Genomic DNA, 18,140 nt, shown 5'->3' on the forward strand with positions numbered 1-18,140 from the left:
TATTAAAAAAACATAGAACATTTTTAATATCTCTACTATAATTATAATATACATGCCTATTAGTACAAGGAGATTTACTATGATTATTGAAAAAAATGGCGTTTTTATATTATCCACAGCAAACACTACTTATATTTTTAAAGCAAAACCAAACGAACATTTAGAACATCTTTATTATGGTGCACATCTAAATGAAAAAAGTATAAATCCTAAACTTTTAAGTACAAAATATATGCAAAAGGCTGGAACATCAACACTATATGAAGAAAATAGTGAATTAAATCTTGGATTAATTAAACAAGAAATCTCCACTCCAGGTAAAGGTGATTATAGAGAACCATTTGCAAAAATTAGTTATAATGGTGGAATGACTACTTTAGATTTTGTCTACGTTAGTCATGAGATTATAAGTGCAAAGCCTAAGACCTTTTCTTCTTTACCTGAGTCTTACGGCAGTAGAGAAGAATGTGATTCTCTAAGAATCACTTTAAAAGACAAAGAATTAGATATAAAACTTGTACTAACTTATGGTGTTTTTCATCTTTGCGATGTCATTACAAGAAAGGCAGAATTATTTAATTTTTCAACTAAAAATATAACTATAGAAAGTCTTTATTCTCTTCAATTAGATATAGATAATAGTAACTTTGATTTAATTACATTTGATGGAGCCTGGGCTAGAGAGAGACATATTCATAAAAGACCATTATCTGAAGGAATCATTGTAAATGATTCTAAAACAGGGGCTTCTAGTGCACAACATAATCCTTTAATTTACTTAAGTGAAAAAAATTGTAGTGAATTTTCGGGCAAATGCTATGCTACAAATCTAATTTATAGTGGGAACCATAAAGAAGTTGTTGAGGTAACTCCATACAACCAAACTAGATTGCTCACGGGAATTAATGACTCTACGTTTAAATGGATTTTACATCCAAATGAAAGATTTAAAACACCTGAAGCTATCATGAGTTATAGTGAAAAAGGCTTTAGCGCTATCAGTCGTAACTTTCACTATTTTGCAAATAATAACATAGTTAGAGGTTATTGGAAAAATAAAGAACGTCCTATCTTAGTAAACTCATGGGAAGCTTTCTATTTTGATTTTGACGATACAAAAGTTTTAAACCTTGCAAAAAAAGCAAAAGATATTGGTGCTGAATTATTTGTACTCGATGATGGATGGTTTGGTGATAGAAATGATGACACCTCTTCCTTAGGCGATTGGCAAGTTAATACAGCAAAACTTAACGAAGGTCTTGGAGCTTTATCTAGAAAAATACATAAAATGAAAATGTTATTTGGAATATGGGTCGAACCTGAGATGATTAGCAGAAATAGTAACCTATTCGATGAACACCCTGATTGGGCTATTATGATACCTGGTAGAAAACCTAGTGTTGGAAGAAACCAATTTATTCTAGATTTAAGTAGAGAAGAAGTTATTAAATACCTTGAAGATTCCTTATCTTCTATATTTTTACTAGGTGAAGTTGATTATGTAAAATGGGATTTTAATAGAGTTTTTAGCGACTTATATTCTTATAACCACGATATCTCACATATGGGAGAATTTTTACATAGATATTATATAGGCCTCTATAAACTACTTGATAGGTTAACTAGAAAATTCCCTAATATCTTATTTGAATCATGCTCAGCCGGTGGAAACAGGTATGATTTAGGAATGTTATGTTTTATGCCTCAAAACTGGACAAGTGATTGTACTGACGTTTATGAAAGACTTTTCATTCAAGAAGGAACTAGTTTTGGATACCCCTTGAGTGCAATGACAAATCATGTTAGTGCTAGCCCTAATCACCAAACTTTACGAGTTAGTGATATTGAATCAAGATATAATGTAGCTGCAATTGGGAACTTAGGCTATGAATTAAATTTAAATAATATCAGTAAAAATGAATTAGAACAAATAAAAGAACAAATAATTTTTTACAAAAGATATAGGAAAACATTACAGTTTGGCACCTTAGCTAGAATCAATAAAATGAGTGATAATAAAGATAGAGCCGTATGGGCAGTTATGAATAATGACAAAAGTGAAATAATAGTACTTGATTTTAGAACTAGAACAATTCCAAATCCTCCTTTAGAAAGATTACAAATACCAATTGTAGATGATGAGGCTTACTATGAAATGTTTAATAGAGCACAAAAATTTGATTTATCTGTATTTGGAGACTTATTAGCTCATTTTCTACCAACTTCCTTACTTAAGGGAAAAGCTATTGATGAGATTTCAAAAATCTTACAATTTAATGTAGAAATAACTCACCATAGAGTCTATGGCGAGTTTCTAAGTAAATCAGGTTTAATATTAAACCAAGAATATGGTGGCACAAATTATGAAAATGAAGTTACAAGAGTCCTCGGCGATTATGGCTCTAGATTATATGTGTTAAAAAAACTAGAAATCTAATAATACTTCAACATTTTCTACTTCTTTATTTAAAGAAGCTTTTGCAAGTGGTAAGTGTGACTTTGATCCAATCAAAATTACACCAGCCACTTTATTATTATCTATGTACCAAGCCTCATATCTCTCATCTTTTCTTTTGCTATAACACTTGCCTCTAAGTTCTCCAAAACTAGCAACTATTAAATCATCAGCTTGGAATCTTGTAGGCATTTGAGGTGGAACATATTGAATTTTATTTCCCAATATGTGATTAACACAAACATTAGCTGTTGCCAAAGCTACAGGTAATAAACCGGGACACTCACCATTAAATTCACTACAGTCACCAATAGCATAAATATCACTATCACTTGTTTGGCAATATTCGTTTATCTCTATACCTTTATTAATTTTTAGTCCACAACCCTTAGCCAAAGTTATAGAAGGTTTTACTCCAGCTGCCAAAATTAATGTATTACATTCAATTTCAGTTCCATTTTGCAAAATTAATTTTCTAACTCGTTTATCGCCTTCAACTTTTTTTGCAAATTGATTACTTATTATTTTAAAGTTTTCTCTCTCTTCACATTTATCACTAACAATCTGAGCGGCTTCTTCATTTAATTGTTTGTTTAAGACATAAGCATCGCCTTGAACAACAGTTACTTTATAGCCCAACCTATTTATTTCTAATGCACTCTCTAAGCCTAATAAGCCACCGCCCATAACACAAACAGGGCCTTGTAGCTCATCACTTATCTTTTCCGCATCACAAAAATTCCTCAAAGTATAAATTCCCTCTAACCCAGAATCATTGAAGAACACTATAGGATTTGAACCTGTAGCAATTACAAGTTTATCATAATGTTTTGATTGACCATCAGCTAATAAAATAGAGTTACTTTCTCTATGAATGGCAACAACCGCCTCATGATGTATATATGAAGGCTCGTTTTTTGAACATAGGGAATATAATTTATCTTTATTTCCTAAACATCCAGGCAATCTAATTCTGCTATAAAAATTTACCTCTTCATTTGAATATAGGTCAACTTTTATTCCCTCTGCATCTAATTTAGTGGCAACATTATTTCCAGCTGGACCATTTCCAATAATCACAATATTCACGAAATACTCCTATTTTTAGTATCTACTTCTATTTTAAAATACCATGATAATCAACTCATAACAATACAATTTTCACAAAAGCAAAAATTTAATTAAACAATCTGGGAAAAAAATTCCCCTTACAAGCTTGCACTCTTGAAGGGGATGTCGATTTAACGACAGGGGTGTTTCAGTCATCACCTCAGTAAATGAGGGGGAAAACAATGCTGAAACAAACAGTGGGTGAACAAAAAAACTAAAAAGTATATTAACGGGATATAATCAACCGACCCCACTGTCAGACAAATAGAATCTACCATAATTGGGCACTTATGTCAATATGCAAGATATGTCAATAGATTATATTTTTCTAAATCAGAAATACTTTATTATTAAGATTTTCCTTAAAGTTTGCTTTTTAAATTCTTATATAAAAAAGAAATAATATTTTACACATTTATGTTTGAAATATAATTAATATAACAAATTCATTATAATTTTTAATATTTTTTACACATCACATAAAAAAAGATTTTACACACTTTTTGGCTTATTAATGCTAGCAGTATTTCTTATCTTCGTATATATTTAACTACATGGAAAAGATAAAAAACGGTTTTACTTTAACCCCTTTAAAGAGGGAACTAACTATAACAAATATTATAACTGTTCACTATTTTGAGTATCCTAGCACTTTTTTATTTGAAGGTGAAGCTCATGATTTTTGGGAGTTTTTATACGTAGATAAAGGGGAGGTTGGTATTACTATTGAAAAGAAAGTTTACCAACTAAAACAAGGCGACATTGTTTTTATAACTCCTAATAAATTTCATGATGTATTTTGCAATGGGAAAATATCTCCTAACTTATTAGTAGTTTCCTTTGATTGCCCTGATCAATGCATGAACTATTTTCAAGATAAGGTTTTAAAATTAAATCGCAATTTAGTTTATTACCTTAATACAATCATTAAAGAATCAAGAGATACATTTAAAAATAATTTAGGAGATCCCTATTTTAAAAAGTTAATATTTAAGGACTCAACTCCCCCTTTTTCACTTGATTTAATTGCAACATCACTTGAAATGTTTCTTTTAAGTTTACTTAGATTAAATTCAAAACCAACTATGAATTCAGTAATTTCTATTCATGAAAAAGAAAATGAGAGACGAGTTAATCTTGTTATATCATTTTTAGAAGAAAATATTAATAAAAATATTACCCTTACAGATATATGTTCTCATTGTTCAATGAGTAAGTCTTTAATTCAAAAATTATTCAAAGAAGAAACTGGTTGGAGTGTAATGGAATATTTTTACCGCTTAAAAATTGAAGAGGCTAAAAGATTAATTAGAAACGAAACTGATAATTTCACCCAAATTGCTGATAGGCTTGGTTATTCAACTATTCATTACTTTTCTAGACAATTTAAAAAAATAGTCGGAATGAGTCCTAGTGAATATTCTAAATCAATTTTACTCTTAACGGATGAGAACAAGCACAAACAATTCTAATTGTGCAAATTTATTAAACTTTTGAATCAATACTTCTAATAATATTACTCATATACTCAATGTATATCTTAGGAGGATATTATGGATTTTAAAGAAATTTTTGCCCAATTTAATATTGATGGAAAATTGATTGATTATAAGGCAAAAAAAGAAGGCCACATCAATTCTACATATATTTCAACAGTTGCTAATGCCAATGGTGAAATAGATAAGTACACTCATCAAATGATAAATACCTACGTATTTAATAACCCATATAATCTTATGAATAATATTGAAAAAGTAACCTCTCATATTCAATCAAAAATAAAAGATTTAGATAATAAGGGAAAAAGGTGCTTACAAATTATAAAAACTAGAGAAGATGAGCTTTTATTTAAAGATATAAATAATAACTTTTGGCGAACTTATAAATTTATAGATAATGTTAAAACTTTTGATAAAGTAAACAATGCAAATCAAGCATATATTTTAGCTAAAGCAGTTGGGCAATTTCAAAAACAATTAGAAGATTTTAATGATGAATGCCTTTTTGAAACAATTAAAGATTTTCATAATATTGCTTTTAGATATAAACAATTAGAAGAGGCTATAAACAATGACAAAGTTAAAAGACTATCATCTGTAATTGATGAGGTCCAATTCCTTTTAGATAACAAAAATAGAGCTATGATTATTTGGGATTTATATGAAAAAGGTGAACTAAAAAAAAGAGTAACCCACAACGATGCTAAGATAAATAATGTGCTTTTTAGTGAAGATGAAAAAGAAGCTCTTTGTATAATAGATTTAGACACTGTTATGAGAGGAACTATTTTATTTGACGTCGGGGATATGATTAGAAGCACAACTTCTACAGCAGTTGAAGATGAGGTTGATTTTAACAAAATGAAATGTAATGTAGAATATTTTGAAGCTTTAGTTAAAGGTTACCTTGAAGTTACTTCTTCTTTTATAAGTGAAAAAGAAAAATCCTTGATTGCAGAAGCTGGTAGATATATTACCCTAATCATGGCTATAAGATTTTTAACTGATTATTTAAATGGTGATGTCTATTTTACAACTGAAAGAGAACATCATAATCTAGATAGATGTAGAACCCAAATAGCTCTAATTAAAGATATGGACTTAAAATGGGAACATTTAACTAATTGTTTGAAATAATAAAAATAAGTGAAAGGACTTTTGCCTTTCACTTTAATTTATTTTTAAGCTTAATAATTAACAAAATCTAAAATATTTGACAACTTAGCAATACAAATTCCATAATTTGTCATCGGTACATTTTTCTTTTCACACTCACTTAATCTATTCATCATATATGTTCTATTAAACATGCACCCTGCACAATGAATAACTAAATCAAAATCATCTAAATTAGTTGGAAAGTCACTCCCGCTTACAAATTCAATTTGTAACTTATCACCTACTTTATTTTTTAGCAATCTTGGTATTTGAACTCTTCCAATATCTTCTGTTAAGGGAGCGTGAGTACAAGCTTCAGCTATCAAAACCTTAGAATCTTCTGTTAAATTATCAATGGCTTTAGCTGCTGATGCAAATTTTTTCACATCGCCTTTAACAGCTGAAAGCAAAATTGAAAATGAAGTTAATAAACTTTCTTTTGGTTTCTTCTTATATACAAGCGGGAAAACCTGGCTATCTGTTATTATCAATTTAGGAGGTTTGTTTAGAGCTTTTAAAGCAGTATCAATTTCATCTGTACAAACACAGATTGCAACACATCTGTGATCAAGTAAATCTCGAATAGTTTGAACCTGAGGTAAAATCAATCTGCCTTCAGGTGCATTTATTTGTTGAGGCATTACAAGCATTACTATATCATCTTTTTCTACTAAGTTTTCAACAATGCTTCTTTTTTTAGATTTATTTTTATTTATTTTGATTAACTCTTTTCTAACGATATGTTGTAAATTTTCTTGTGTTGAATAAATTTTTAATGCTTTGAGATGAAATTTTTCTTCAATTAATTTTTCTATTTGAGATGTATCATGATTCAAATCAACCTTACTAATTACAGCTAAAAAAGGCGTTCCTTTTTTTATTAATTTATTTGCCCATTCAATTTCTTTCTCAAAATTAGTCTCTGTAGCATCAAAGAGAACTATTGCTATATCAGTTCTTTTTAAGGCATCTTGGGTTTTCTTAACTCTTAAAGCTCCAATCTCTCCTGTATCATCAAATCCAGCCGTATCTATCAATACACAAGGACCCAAACCATATAACTCTATCGACTTATACACAGGGTCAGTAGTAGTGCCTTTCACAGGAGAAACAACTGAAGTTGAATGAGTTGTAAGAGCATTTAAAAGTGAAGATTTCCCGCTATTAGTTTTCCCGAAAATCCCGATGTGAAGCCTAACACTCCTAGGTGCTGAATTTAAATTAGACATAAGTTATACCTTTGAATATGTAGTTTTTATACTGACAAAGGGAATTTGACCTAATTTCCCAGACAAGCTACTAATTTTGTCTTGAGGAGCATCAATAACTATTGTGATAATAGATACATTTTTTTTAGGGTAAGGCATACCCATTCTGCCGATTATATAAGAAGCACATGAGTGAAGAGTCTCATTTACTCTCTCAACAGAATTTGGGGATTCAATTATTATAGCAATTATAGCTAATCTAGTGTCCATCCACACCTCCAACAGAAATATAGAAGGCCCAAAGAAAAAGAAATAAAGCTTCTTAGTCTTGGAGTATTCCTAATACTTCAGAAGTTATTTGTATTAATTATCTTTTAGTTTAGATTACTCTTCCCTGTCAGATATATATATTTTTAAGATATCAAAAATCTTAATTATTAACAATATAGGTGCATAAGTATTACTTTATATATTCAAATAGAGGAATACATTCTTTTATAACAAGATCTTTATTATATTCTAAGTTTAAAACATAGCCTTGCCCATTTTTAACTGATATTTCATGATATTGGCTTTTCTCAAAAAGGCCCAAGCCAATTAGTAAACATCGCATTGCACAAGAATGAGTAAATAAAGTTGCAGATTTTAAATTTTTATTTTTTAAATCAACTAAAGTTTTATTAAAAATTTTTAACATTCTATCTTTTATTTCTTCAAATGATTCAACATCTCTAGTACTCGGATCATCAACTATCCATTTTTCAAATAATTTAATTAATACATCTCTACTTAAAAATCTTTCATTTTCTCTTTTTTTAAAATTAATTTCTCTAAGTTCTTTAAAAGTACCATCTAATTTGCATTCGGGACCAAAAAGTGTTTCAAAAGTTGAAACACACCTACTTAAATCTGAACTATAAAATAAATCTGTTTTTATAAAATTATATTTTTCTCTATATTTTACTAATTCCTTTCTACCTTTTTCCATAAGAGGCACATCACTTTGACCACTTAATGTCTTAAGTTGATTTCCCAAAGAAAACCCATGCCTTATAAGAACAATCTGATAAGAATTATTATTCATTGATGTCTCCAAATTTTTTTGCTCCCTTCCCTTATAACAAAAATAAGCTAAAGCTTAAAGCCTTAGCCTATGGAAATACTAATTTTTATAATTTTATCTATCTTCAACTCTTACATTTAATCCGTAGCTTAAAGATTGACATATATCTAAACAATAAGTTCCAATACTTGTTAAATCTCCAAGAATTGAATTGAAATAAGGTGTCATCTGAGGATTACATACACCTGTATTTAATCTATCAAGATGGTGATCTTGCATTTCTTTTTCCATATCAATAAGTCGTTCTCTCAATGCAATAACCATAACTATACTTACATCATCTCCATCTTTTAAAACTTCTAATGAAGCTTTAAATAATTCAATAATTGCATCTAAACTATGTCTTAATTCAGTCTCTCCATTATCAGAGAATGATAAATCATTGTTTTCTAATTCTACCATTTCATCTATGAAATTACCCATCTGAATACAAATTCTCTCTAAACCAGAAGAAACTAATAATAATTCAGTAATTGCGTTTGTTTGTGCTTCTGTAGGTGTTCCAATAGCAATCATTCTAGATAGGTAATGTTGTATTTCTCTTTGTAAATCTCTCTGAGTCTTCCAAACAGCTTTGATTTCAACAGAATTATCATTATCGAAAGGAATTATAGCTAGTTTTGTTTTCTTGAAAGACTTTAAAATGGTTTCACATGACTGTAATACTTCTTGTTGGCATAACGTCATAGCAAAAACTGGTTGTGCTAATAAATGTGGATCTAAATATATAGCAGCAGCTTTCTCTCCAACCTCTTCAACTTCTTCTCCAGGAACTAATGTGGTTACAATTTTGACCATTAACCAAACAAAAGGCATCCAAATTATTGTGTTAATTATATTGAATGAAGTATGTGCATTAGCAATCTGTCTAGATATTACTTCTAGCTCTGGTCCTTTTGGTGATATAAAAGCAACAAAGGAAGAAAAAGGCGTGACTAAGAAAATAAAAATAATCGCACCAACTAAATTAAATACGCTATGTGCTATAGCAGTTCTTTTAGCATTTCTTGATTGCCCTATACAAGCTAATAATGCAGTTATTGTAGTACCAATATTATCTCCTAAAAGTACTGGTATTGCTCCCTTTAACCCTATAATTGACATAACTCCATCTGGCCCCGGCGTGCTTGCAAAATTTTGTAAAACTGCTATAGTTGCAGATGAACTTTGGACAACAACAGTCATTAAGGCCCCAACTAAAACACCTAACACTGGAATATGTGATACTTTAGAAATCAAGGCTACAAATACTTCTGATTTTGCTAAGGGTTTCATTAAATCTCCCATAGTCTCAATTCCAACAAACAACAAACCAAAAGCAAAAATAGTTAACCCTATGTTTTTAGTTCTTTCATTTTTAGATACAAAATTTAAGATAAAACCTAAAAATAAAATTGGCCAAATATAATCACTTAATTTAAAAGCAATTAATTGGGCTGTCATTGTTGTACCAATATTTGCACCTAAAATTACTGAAATAGCTTGTGGCAAATTCATTAACCCCGCACTAACAAATCCAATTACCATAACAGTTGTCGCACTAGAACTTTGTAATACCATTGTTGTTATAGCACCAGCAATTACACCAAAAAAAACATTCTTAGTTAAAATACCAAGAATTTGTCTCATCCTTTCTCCGGCAACCTTTTGTAACCCTTCGCTCATCAGATTCATGCCATATATAAATATTGCTAATCCACCTAATAAGCCAAATAATATACTAAAAGACTCTTTCACTCTTTTGACCCTTCCTATTTATTGCGATTAATTTAAGAATAAACAATCTATTTGATAAATGTCAATTTATAAATTATTGGAATATTTAGGAAGTTTAAGATTTATTTTAATTAAATTTATAAATAAATAAATTTTTACTATAATAAATTATCAAAACATAGATATTTTACTTAATTATTGTTTATATGCTAAAGTGTAAAAGTATTATTTTTTTAACATTTTTTTAAACATAAAATAACATTTTTGTTATATAATATTTTTTTTTCACAATTTATTTTCAAAATTGAGTTAATTTTAATTAAGAGCAGTTATCCCCTTAACAATCATCATTATTTTTAGGTGACATAATCACTTATTTTATCATAAATTTAAAGTATGCTATAATAAAATAAACAATAGAGGTAAATAACATGAAACATCTAAAAAAATATATCTATACAATTTCTATAATATTAGTAGTACTAACACCTTCACTACTTGCTTCAGGAAAACAGGAAGTACAAAAAGAAGAAGTGGTTATAAAAGAAGAGGCGACAAAAGCTGAATATCATAAAATTAATGTTGTTCAGGCTAAAGCTGCGATTGATGAACAAGATGATATCCTTGTTATTGATGTAAGAACATCAAGTGAATATGCTTCTGGTCATATCCCAAATTCAATCAACATTCCATTAAATGTTATTGAATCAACTGTTTTAGAAAAATATCCTGAAAAAGATACTAAATTATATGTATACTGTAGGTCCGGTAACAGAAGTGCTCAAGCTGCAAAGCTATTAGTAAGTCAAGGTTATACGAATGTTTATGATTTTGGTGGAATTATTGATTGGCCCTATGAGGTGGTAAAATAATATATGTTAAAAGCTCAATACAATAAAATTAGTCCAAAAGAGGCTAAAGAGAGACTTGATAGAGAAAGTGATATTGTTATTTTAGATGTTAGAACCGAAGAAGAATATAATGAAAAACATATACCAAAGGCTATAAACATCCCTCTAAGTAAAGTCTTTGACATAGTAAAACAAGTTTATAAAAAAGATACCAAAATATTTATTTATTGTAGGAGTGGCGTTCGATCTAGAGTTGCAACTTCTCAATTAGCTTTAATGGGCTTTTCAAATGTATTTGATTTTGGTGGAATTTTATCTTGGCCATATGAAACTATATAAAACAAGTATGATAAAAAATAAAGAACCTTAGGTAATTTTTTACTCACCAAGGTTCTTTATGACATCAAATAAAATTAAATTATAATTAGTTTCTAAGTTCTTCCATTTTCGCTGCATACTTATCTAATGTTGTTTTTACGTCAGCATTATTAATTAAAATTTCTTTACCAGCATCGTTTATTAATTGTTGTGCTTCGGACCAATAAGAAACTCTTGGTAGAGGAGTTGCAACTTCTAAAGCTTTTTGTAAACTCTCAAAATATGGAACTTGCCATTCATCAACATTTTCATAAGTATCAGTTCTAAATGAAGCCCATCCATTTTCTTTCATAAATATTTCTTGAACTTCTTTACTTTCTAAATACTGTATAAATTTAATAGCTAATTCTTTGTGTTTAGATCCTACAGGAATTCCTAGCATCTCCCCACCTAATGTTTTAGCATAAGTTTTTGGACCAGAGAAACCTTCATAAGCTTTAATTTCTTCTTTTCCACCATCTTTTACAATAATATTTGCAGCAAATGGCCAGTTAGGACAATAATAAACTTCATCAGTAGCTAAGAATGTATTGCTTGAACTAAAACCAGCTTTAATTGTATTTGTTGATAATTCAGGCCAAAGTTTTTGCAAGAAAGTAAAAGCTTCTATACTCCCCTCATCGTTTAGTACAAGCAAATCACCACCAGCCGATCTAATAAACTCGGCTAATTCAATTGCATCTCCATTTAATTTCATCTTTAAGCAAAGACGTCCTAATCCTTCATTTTCTTTTAATATTTTAGCAGTTTCATATAAATCATCCCAAGTAGTTGGAGGCTCTAAATCATATTTATCAAACATAATTTGATTGTAATAATTTATCTCTGCGTTAGGTCTATATGGCATAAAATAAGTCTTACCATCAATAATACCAGCTTGGGACAATTTACCAATACTCTCTTCAGGAATTATAGAAGTATAATCACTTAAATCTTCAACAAGGCCTTCATATACTAAGCTAGAAATGTTATTAACATCTTGAGCTATAACATCAATTTCCATTTTATTAGCTTCTTTCATGGAAATTAATTTTTTCTTAACATTAGAGGCTTCAACTTGAATTGCCTCAACTGAAACATTATTTTCTTCTTCGAATCCTGGGATTACAACATTTCTCATAACATCCCATTCTTCTTCACTTAAAGCCATGGTAACTGTCAATGTCTCTTTTGTATTTCCACTGTCTTTAGTAGATGTATCATCTTTTGAACAACTTACTCCACTTACTAAGAGTATAGCACTTAATAATATCAAACCTATAATATTAAATCTTTTTTTCATCTATATTTCTCCTTTTCAGACTATCCTTTAACAGCGCCAGATAGATAACCTGATTTTAAATAATGTTGCATAATAAATGTCATAATAATGACTGGAATTGCTAGAATTGTTGCATATGCTGCTTGTTGATAAAAACCGCCCCGTTGTACGTAGTAATAGACTTGTAAAGGTAAGGTCTTAGTTGTTAATGAAAGATACAGCGCATATGTGAATTCATTCCAAGAATTTAACCAAACATATAAACCAGCTACAGCAATTCCTTGAACTGCAACGGGTAATATAATTTTAATTAGTGTTGTAATTCTTGTGCAGCCATCAATATCAGCTGCTTCTTCAAGTTCTTTAGGTATACTTGAAAAGGTTGAAACTAAAATCCAAGCCATAAAAGGTACTTGACCAATTAAGTGTGCCAAAACCAAACCTATATTTGTATCTAATAAATTTAATTTCAAAAATACTACTGAAATAGGTAAGGCAATACCGACTGTTGGAAACATTTTTGTACAAAACAAAGTTAATACATAAGCATATCTTACCTTACTACTTAATCTTGAGATTGCATATGAAGCTGGAGCTACTATAATTGTTGCTATAACCATAGTTAAAGTAGCTACTATAAAACTTTTTAAAAAAGGTTGTAACAAATTCCCTGAATTGAGCAATTTAGTCCAATGTGAAAAAGTAATCGAGTGTGGTAATAAGGTTGGATGCTGAGTTAATACTTCTGATGCATTTCCAAAAGATATTTTAACTAAAATATACAATGGGAATATCATAAATAAGCAAATTACAACAAGGATTAAGTAAAATAAAGTTTTTTTTAAATATTTAGGCAGAAACACTGAATCCTTCTCCTTTATCAATGAATTTAAGATACAAAAATGTGAAAGTCATAATCATTACTAATAAAATTGTAGATGCTGCACCAGAGGCATTTATATTCCCTATTGCATACTCTTCATAAGAATATGTAGCTACAAATGGTATTGATTGACCTACTAAAACTTGTGGCAGCTCAAAGATTCTAAAAGCATCAACTGCTCTAAATAATAAAGCCATTGTTACTGATGATTTTAATAAGGGTAATGTAACTTTAAAAAAAGTTTGAAAGGGAGTTGCTCCATCTATATATGAGGCTTCATATACTTCAGAGGGGATTGCTTCTAATCCTGCTAGTAATAATAAAACAAGTGTAGGTAAAACTTTCCAAGTATCTGCTAATATAATTACAATTAAACTTCCAAAACCACCTTGTAACCAATTAACTGGTATATCTAAGATTCCAAGTCTAAAAAGGATTTCATTTAAATATCCTGAGGTTCCAAAAATATATAAAGCCATAACACCTGATACTAAAGTTGGTATACCCATAGGCATTAAAACAAGTGCTCTTACAAATCCCTTCCCTTTGAATGTCTTCTTCAAAATTAAAGCTATAATTAATCCTATTACTAACTGAAAAAACAAGCTAAATACAGCAACAAAAATTGTATTAGTTATTGAATCAACAAACTGAGGCCTATTAAATAACATTTTATAATTTATTAAGGATAGGGTATTTGTTTCTTCATTTGTAAATCCCATTAGAATTGATTTAAAAATAGGCAAAATAGTAAAACCTAGTATATATATTGTTAAAGGCAGTACTAAAACTATTTCAAAAGAATATTTCTTTATTATCTTTTTCATATGTCCTCTTTTATTTTTCTCTATGAAAGACTAAGGCTTCATAAGGCTTCATTAATAAATTTAAACTGAAGTCTCTTGTACCCTCATAATTTCTCATAACCATTTCATAATTAGTCTCTTCAAAGTCAAAAATTGCTATTGTTTCTTTATCACTAAAATTTGTTACGATTAGATATTCTTCCCTTTCATCAAACCTTAAATATGAGAAGACATCTTCATCTTCTAAGAGCAATGGTTTATATAATCCTTCTGCTATAGTTGAGGATTCTGTTCTTAGGGATATAAGTTTTTTATAAAAATATAAAATAGAGGTTGGATCTTGAATTTGTTTTTCTACATTTATCTCTTTATAATTTTTATTTACTTCAATCCAAGGAATTCCATCTGTAAACCCTGAAGCTTTTGATCCATCCCATTGCATTGGTGTCCTTGAATTATCTCTAGATCGCTCTTGTAAGACTTTAATTATTTCATTTTTATTTTTATTTTGTTTGAGCAAAATATCATAATAATTCTTACTTTCAACATCTCTGTATTGGTCTATAGAGGTGAAATATGCATTAGTCATCCCAATTTCTTCACCTTGGAAAATAAAAGGAGTACCTCTAAGTAAATACATGCATGTTGCCAGCATTGTAGCTGATTCTTTATGATATTTTTTGTCATCACCAAATCTTGAAAGAACTCTAGGTTGGTCATGATTAGACCAAAATAAAGCATTCCAGCCTCCACCTTCTTGCATTCTAACTTGCCATTGGTTTAAAACTTTTTTTAACTTCCTTACATCTAAGTCTTCTAATTCCCATTTATTTAAATCTTTATAATCAACTTTCAAATGATAGAAACTAAAGACCATTTTTAATTCTTTATTCTCTTCATTCGAATACATTATACTGTGATCTATTGTAGTTGAAGACAGCTCTCCGACTGTAAAATAATTCTCTATTTCACAATCTCTAACTATTTCTTTAAGGTAAGAGTGAACTTTTGGACCATCAGTATAATATTCTCTTCCATCACCATCAAAACTATCAATAAAAATTTCCGGTTTTGAAATTAGATTAATTACATCAAACCGAAAACCTTCAACACCTTTATCTTTCCAAAAATTAATTATTTTTTTAACTTCGCTTCTAACTTCTGGATTTTTCCAATTTAAATCAGCTTGTGTTTCATCAAATAAATGTAAATACCACTTACCAAGAGAGGGAACATACTTCCAAGCAGAGCCTCCAAATTTTGATAGCCAATTTGTTGGAGGAGTATTGTTTTCTTTACCTTCTTTGAAATAATAATAATTTTGATATTTCTCATCGCCGCTTAAAGCTTTTTGAAACCATTCATGCTCACAAGATGTATGGTTTAATACCATATCAAAAATTAGTCCAATATCTCTTTTTTTTGCTTCATCAATTAGTTCATAAATATCATGTGATGTACCATACCTAGCATCAGGTAAAAGATAATTAGAAACATCATAGCCATTATCCCTTTGAGGAGATGTGAAAAATGGAGTTATCCAAATATAACGGATACCCAAAAATGATAAATAATCTAATTTTTCTATTATCCCTCTTATATCACCTTCACCACTAGAATCTGTATCTTTAAATGATTTGATATAAACTTGATACACGCTAGCATTTTTAAAGTTTTTCATATTCAGTATTATTCCAATATTAAATTTCACACACAACTAATACGTACAAATTGTAGGATTATACTAACTTATACGTACAAGTTTGTCAATGAAAAAATTTACTTATTTATCGTCTAGCTAAATATTCCACGAATTGGAATTTATCGATTCTATGATGAGACTCTGTATATTGAAATAAAGTACCATCTTCTAATCTAGTAAAGCTTTTAACAACTACTATATAAGGCTCATCTTTTAAGTCCAACAATAGTTTATCTTCTTTTGATACTTTATTAACTGTGATTATTTTTTTTGCATTAGAAATTTTAAGATTTAATTCATTTTCTAAATATTGATAAATTGATTTTTTACAAATTTCTCTACTCAAATGAGGTACAGCTGTTTTTAAAAAGAAATCTTTATCTAAAATTACCTTCTCTCCATCTATCTTTCTAATTCTCTTAACTCTATATACCTCATCATTTTCAGCAATCTGTAAGATCTTCATAATCTCTTGATCACCAACTACAATACTTAAATCTTCGACAATAGTATTTACATTTAATTTTTGTTGATCTACTAATTCAGAAAATGTTGTTATATTAGATAAAGGAAAATTAAACTTGTTTATATTATTAACAATAGATTCTTTTCCTCTTTGTTTAATTATGTAATTATTATATTCAAGTAAACTCAAAGCTTTCCTAACTGTATCTCTAGAAACTTGATAATGACTCATCAATTTACTTTCAGAAGGAAGATTTTCTCCAGCTTTGATACTACCTTTTTCAATTTTATGAACTAGGTGTTCATATATTGTCATGTATTTACTTTTCAAACACTTACTCCTTGTTAACATTTTTCTTAGTAATAATTATCAAAAATTCAATTTTAGAATATCAATATTTTAAAGCTTCTTAGTTTTTTTTATTATATTACTCATTTTGAATTAAACACAATCATAAGATGAAATTAATAATTATTAAAGAGTATATTTAATCCTTTTTATTCCTTATTTTTTGTTTTTTTTATTACAATATGCTACTTGTTAATTAATTTTTCTATTTTTTTCATATAGTTAGATTTAATTTTATCTGTTATACTTCTTAACAAAATGGAGGATATTACTGTGCAAAAAGATATACTTTTGTTTTTTTTAAATATCAGTAACCCAACTTTAGACTTTATAGCTAATTTTGCTTCACTTTTTGGAGAACAAAACTTATTAATTTTAATCTTAAGTATTGTTATGTACACTTATGATAAGAATAAAGGTTTTGCTATATGTGGATCCCTTGTTGTGAGTTTAGTTTCTATGGGACTATTAAAATCTATATTTAGATCACCTAGACCTTTTACTGTTTTATCAGAAATCCAAGGTAAAAGACTTGCTACTGCAACTGGGTATTCCTTTCCCTCAGGTCATACCACGGGAGCAGCTTCAATGTTCTCATCTCTAGCTTTTGCCATAAAAAAAAGAGCACTTTCAATAATTTGTGCGATCATTATTGTTTTAGTCGGTCTTAGCAGAATGTATTTAGGTGTTCATTGGCCTATTGATGTTGCAACTGGATTAATTCTTGGAATTCTACTCTCTATGATTTTTTATCCTATCTTTGAAAGGGTTAGTTTTGATTTAGATAAAAAATATAAATTAAGTTTACTCATTGGAATTATTAGTTCCTCTCTTGCTTTAATTCTTAGTAGTTTACTTCAAATTAATTTAATTGATACTACAGCTTTTTCTGATTTAATGAAAACTGTTGCTTTCAGTGGAGGTGGATTTTTAGGAATCGCTTACGAAACTAAAAAAATTAATTTTAATGTTGAAGGTTCTATTCAAAAGAAAATTTTACGCGTTGTTATTGTTATTTTGGGAATGCTTATAATTCAACTTGGACTTAGTTCATTAATCCCTGAAAGCTTTTATTATAGTGGAGCTTTCATTCGTTATATGATCATTGGCTTATGGTTAACAGCAATCTTTCCAAAAGTTTTCTCTAAACTTTTTAATTAAAGCATTATCTCCATA

16 protein-coding genes are annotated in these 18,140 nt (G+C 29.1%); 6 read left to right on the top strand and 10 right to left on the bottom strand.

Annotated elements, in window-relative coordinates; all coding sequences use genetic code 11:
• Positions 1-79 precede the first annotated feature (79 nt).
• Positions 80-2,437 (top strand): alpha-galactosidase, encoded by a 2,358-nt coding sequence (locus ACZ5SO_RS09420; RefSeq protein ID WP_464624194.1) that lies wholly within the window; start codon positions 80-82, stop codon positions 2,435-2,437.
• Here ACZ5SO_RS09420 and ACZ5SO_RS09425 read toward each other — a convergent pair.
• Positions 2,426-3,544 (bottom strand): NAD(P)/FAD-dependent oxidoreductase, encoded by a 1,119-nt coding sequence (locus ACZ5SO_RS09425; protein ID WP_464624196.1) that lies wholly within the window; start codon positions 3,542-3,544, stop codon positions 2,426-2,428. The genes ACZ5SO_RS09420 and ACZ5SO_RS09425 overlap by 12 nt on opposite strands.
• 575 nt (positions 3,545-4,119) lie before the next feature.
• Here ACZ5SO_RS09425 and ACZ5SO_RS09430 point away from each other — a divergent pair.
• Both ACZ5SO_RS09430 and ACZ5SO_RS09435 read left to right on the top strand, forming a co-directional pair.
• On the top strand, positions 4,120-5,037 hold the full coding sequence (locus ACZ5SO_RS09430) for an AraC family transcriptional regulator (protein ID WP_464624197.1): 918 nt from the start codon (positions 4,120-4,122) through the stop codon (positions 5,035-5,037).
• Between the two features lie 81 nt (positions 5,038-5,118).
• Positions 5,119-6,201 carry a phosphotransferase enzyme family protein gene (locus ACZ5SO_RS09435; protein WP_464624199.1) on the top strand — a complete coding sequence of 361 codons (1,083 nt, stop codon included), beginning with the start codon at positions 5,119-5,121 and terminating at the stop codon, positions 6,199-6,201.
• A 50-nt stretch (positions 6,202-6,251) separates the two neighbouring features.
• Here ACZ5SO_RS09435 and hydF read toward each other — a convergent pair whose 3' ends face one another.
• The 4 genes from hydF to ACZ5SO_RS09455 form a co-directional block, all read right to left on the bottom strand.
• Positions 6,252-7,451, bottom strand: coding sequence for a [FeFe] hydrogenase H-cluster maturation GTPase HydF (gene hydF, locus ACZ5SO_RS09440; RefSeq protein ID WP_464624200.1), 1,200 nt, complete (start codon positions 7,449-7,451; stop codon positions 6,252-6,254).
• 3 nt (positions 7,452-7,454) lie between these two features.
• The gene (locus ACZ5SO_RS09445; RefSeq protein ID WP_464624201.1) at positions 7,455-7,700 is read right to left on the bottom strand and encodes a TM1266 family iron-only hydrogenase system putative regulator; all 246 of its coding nucleotides are present in this window, start codon (positions 7,698-7,700) and stop codon (positions 7,455-7,457) included.
• A gap of 190 nt (positions 7,701-7,890) precedes the next feature.
• Positions 7,891-8,514: a histidine phosphatase family protein gene (locus ACZ5SO_RS09450; protein WP_464624202.1), complete on the bottom strand. Its 624-nt coding sequence runs from the start codon at positions 8,512-8,514 to the stop codon at positions 7,891-7,893.
• Between the two features lie 93 nt (positions 8,515-8,607).
• Positions 8,608-10,290 carry a Na/Pi cotransporter family protein gene (locus ACZ5SO_RS09455; RefSeq protein ID WP_464624203.1) on the bottom strand — a complete coding sequence of 561 codons (1,683 nt, stop codon included), beginning with the start codon at positions 10,288-10,290 and terminating at the stop codon, positions 8,608-8,610.
• Positions 10,291-10,700: 410 nt separating this feature from the next.
• On the opposite strand from ACZ5SO_RS09455, the gene ACZ5SO_RS09460 reads away from it, so the two are divergent.
• Positions 10,701-11,141, top strand: a complete 441-nt coding sequence (locus ACZ5SO_RS09460; RefSeq protein WP_464624204.1) for a rhodanese-like domain-containing protein — start codon at positions 10,701-10,703, stop codon at positions 11,139-11,141.
• A 3-nt stretch (positions 11,142-11,144) separates the two neighbouring features.
• Positions 11,145-11,459: a rhodanese-like domain-containing protein gene (locus tag ACZ5SO_RS09465; RefSeq protein ID WP_464624205.1), complete on the top strand. Its 315-nt coding sequence runs from the start codon at positions 11,145-11,147 to the stop codon at positions 11,457-11,459.
• Positions 11,460-11,544: 85 nt separating this feature from the next.
• Here ACZ5SO_RS09465 and ACZ5SO_RS09470 read toward each other — a convergent pair whose 3' ends face one another.
• The 5 genes from ACZ5SO_RS09470 to treR form a co-directional block, all read right to left on the bottom strand.
• Complete coding sequence (locus ACZ5SO_RS09470) at positions 11,545-12,780, bottom strand: sugar ABC transporter substrate-binding protein (RefSeq protein WP_464624206.1); 1,236 nt, start codon at positions 12,778-12,780, stop codon at positions 11,545-11,547.
• A 20-nt stretch (positions 12,781-12,800) separates the two neighbouring features.
• On the bottom strand, positions 12,801-13,556 hold the full coding sequence (locus tag ACZ5SO_RS09475) for a carbohydrate ABC transporter permease (RefSeq protein WP_464624207.1): 756 nt from the start codon (positions 13,554-13,556) through the stop codon (positions 12,801-12,803).
• 52 nt (positions 13,557-13,608) lie between these two features.
• The gene (locus tag ACZ5SO_RS09480; protein ID WP_464624209.1) at positions 13,609-14,469 is read right to left on the bottom strand and encodes a carbohydrate ABC transporter permease; all 861 of its coding nucleotides are present in this window, start codon (positions 14,467-14,469) and stop codon (positions 13,609-13,611) included.
• A 10-nt stretch (positions 14,470-14,479) separates the two neighbouring features.
• Positions 14,480-16,129, bottom strand: a complete 1,650-nt coding sequence (locus ACZ5SO_RS09485) for an alpha,alpha-phosphotrehalase (RefSeq protein ID WP_464624211.1) — start codon at positions 16,127-16,129, stop codon at positions 14,480-14,482.
• 106 nt (positions 16,130-16,235) lie between these two features.
• The gene (treR, locus tag ACZ5SO_RS09490) at positions 16,236-16,946 is read right to left on the bottom strand and encodes a trehalose operon repressor (protein ID WP_464624212.1); all 711 of its coding nucleotides are present in this window, start codon (positions 16,944-16,946) and stop codon (positions 16,236-16,238) included.
• Positions 16,947-17,237: 291 nt separating this feature from the next.
• Between treR and ACZ5SO_RS09495 the strand changes: the two genes are divergently transcribed.
• Positions 17,238-18,125, top strand: a complete 888-nt coding sequence (locus ACZ5SO_RS09495; protein ID WP_464624213.1) for a phosphatase PAP2 family protein — start codon at positions 17,238-17,240, stop codon at positions 18,123-18,125.
• Positions 18,126-18,140: the final 15 nt, after the last annotated feature.

Source organism: Pleomorphochaeta naphthae (assembly GCF_055396005.1).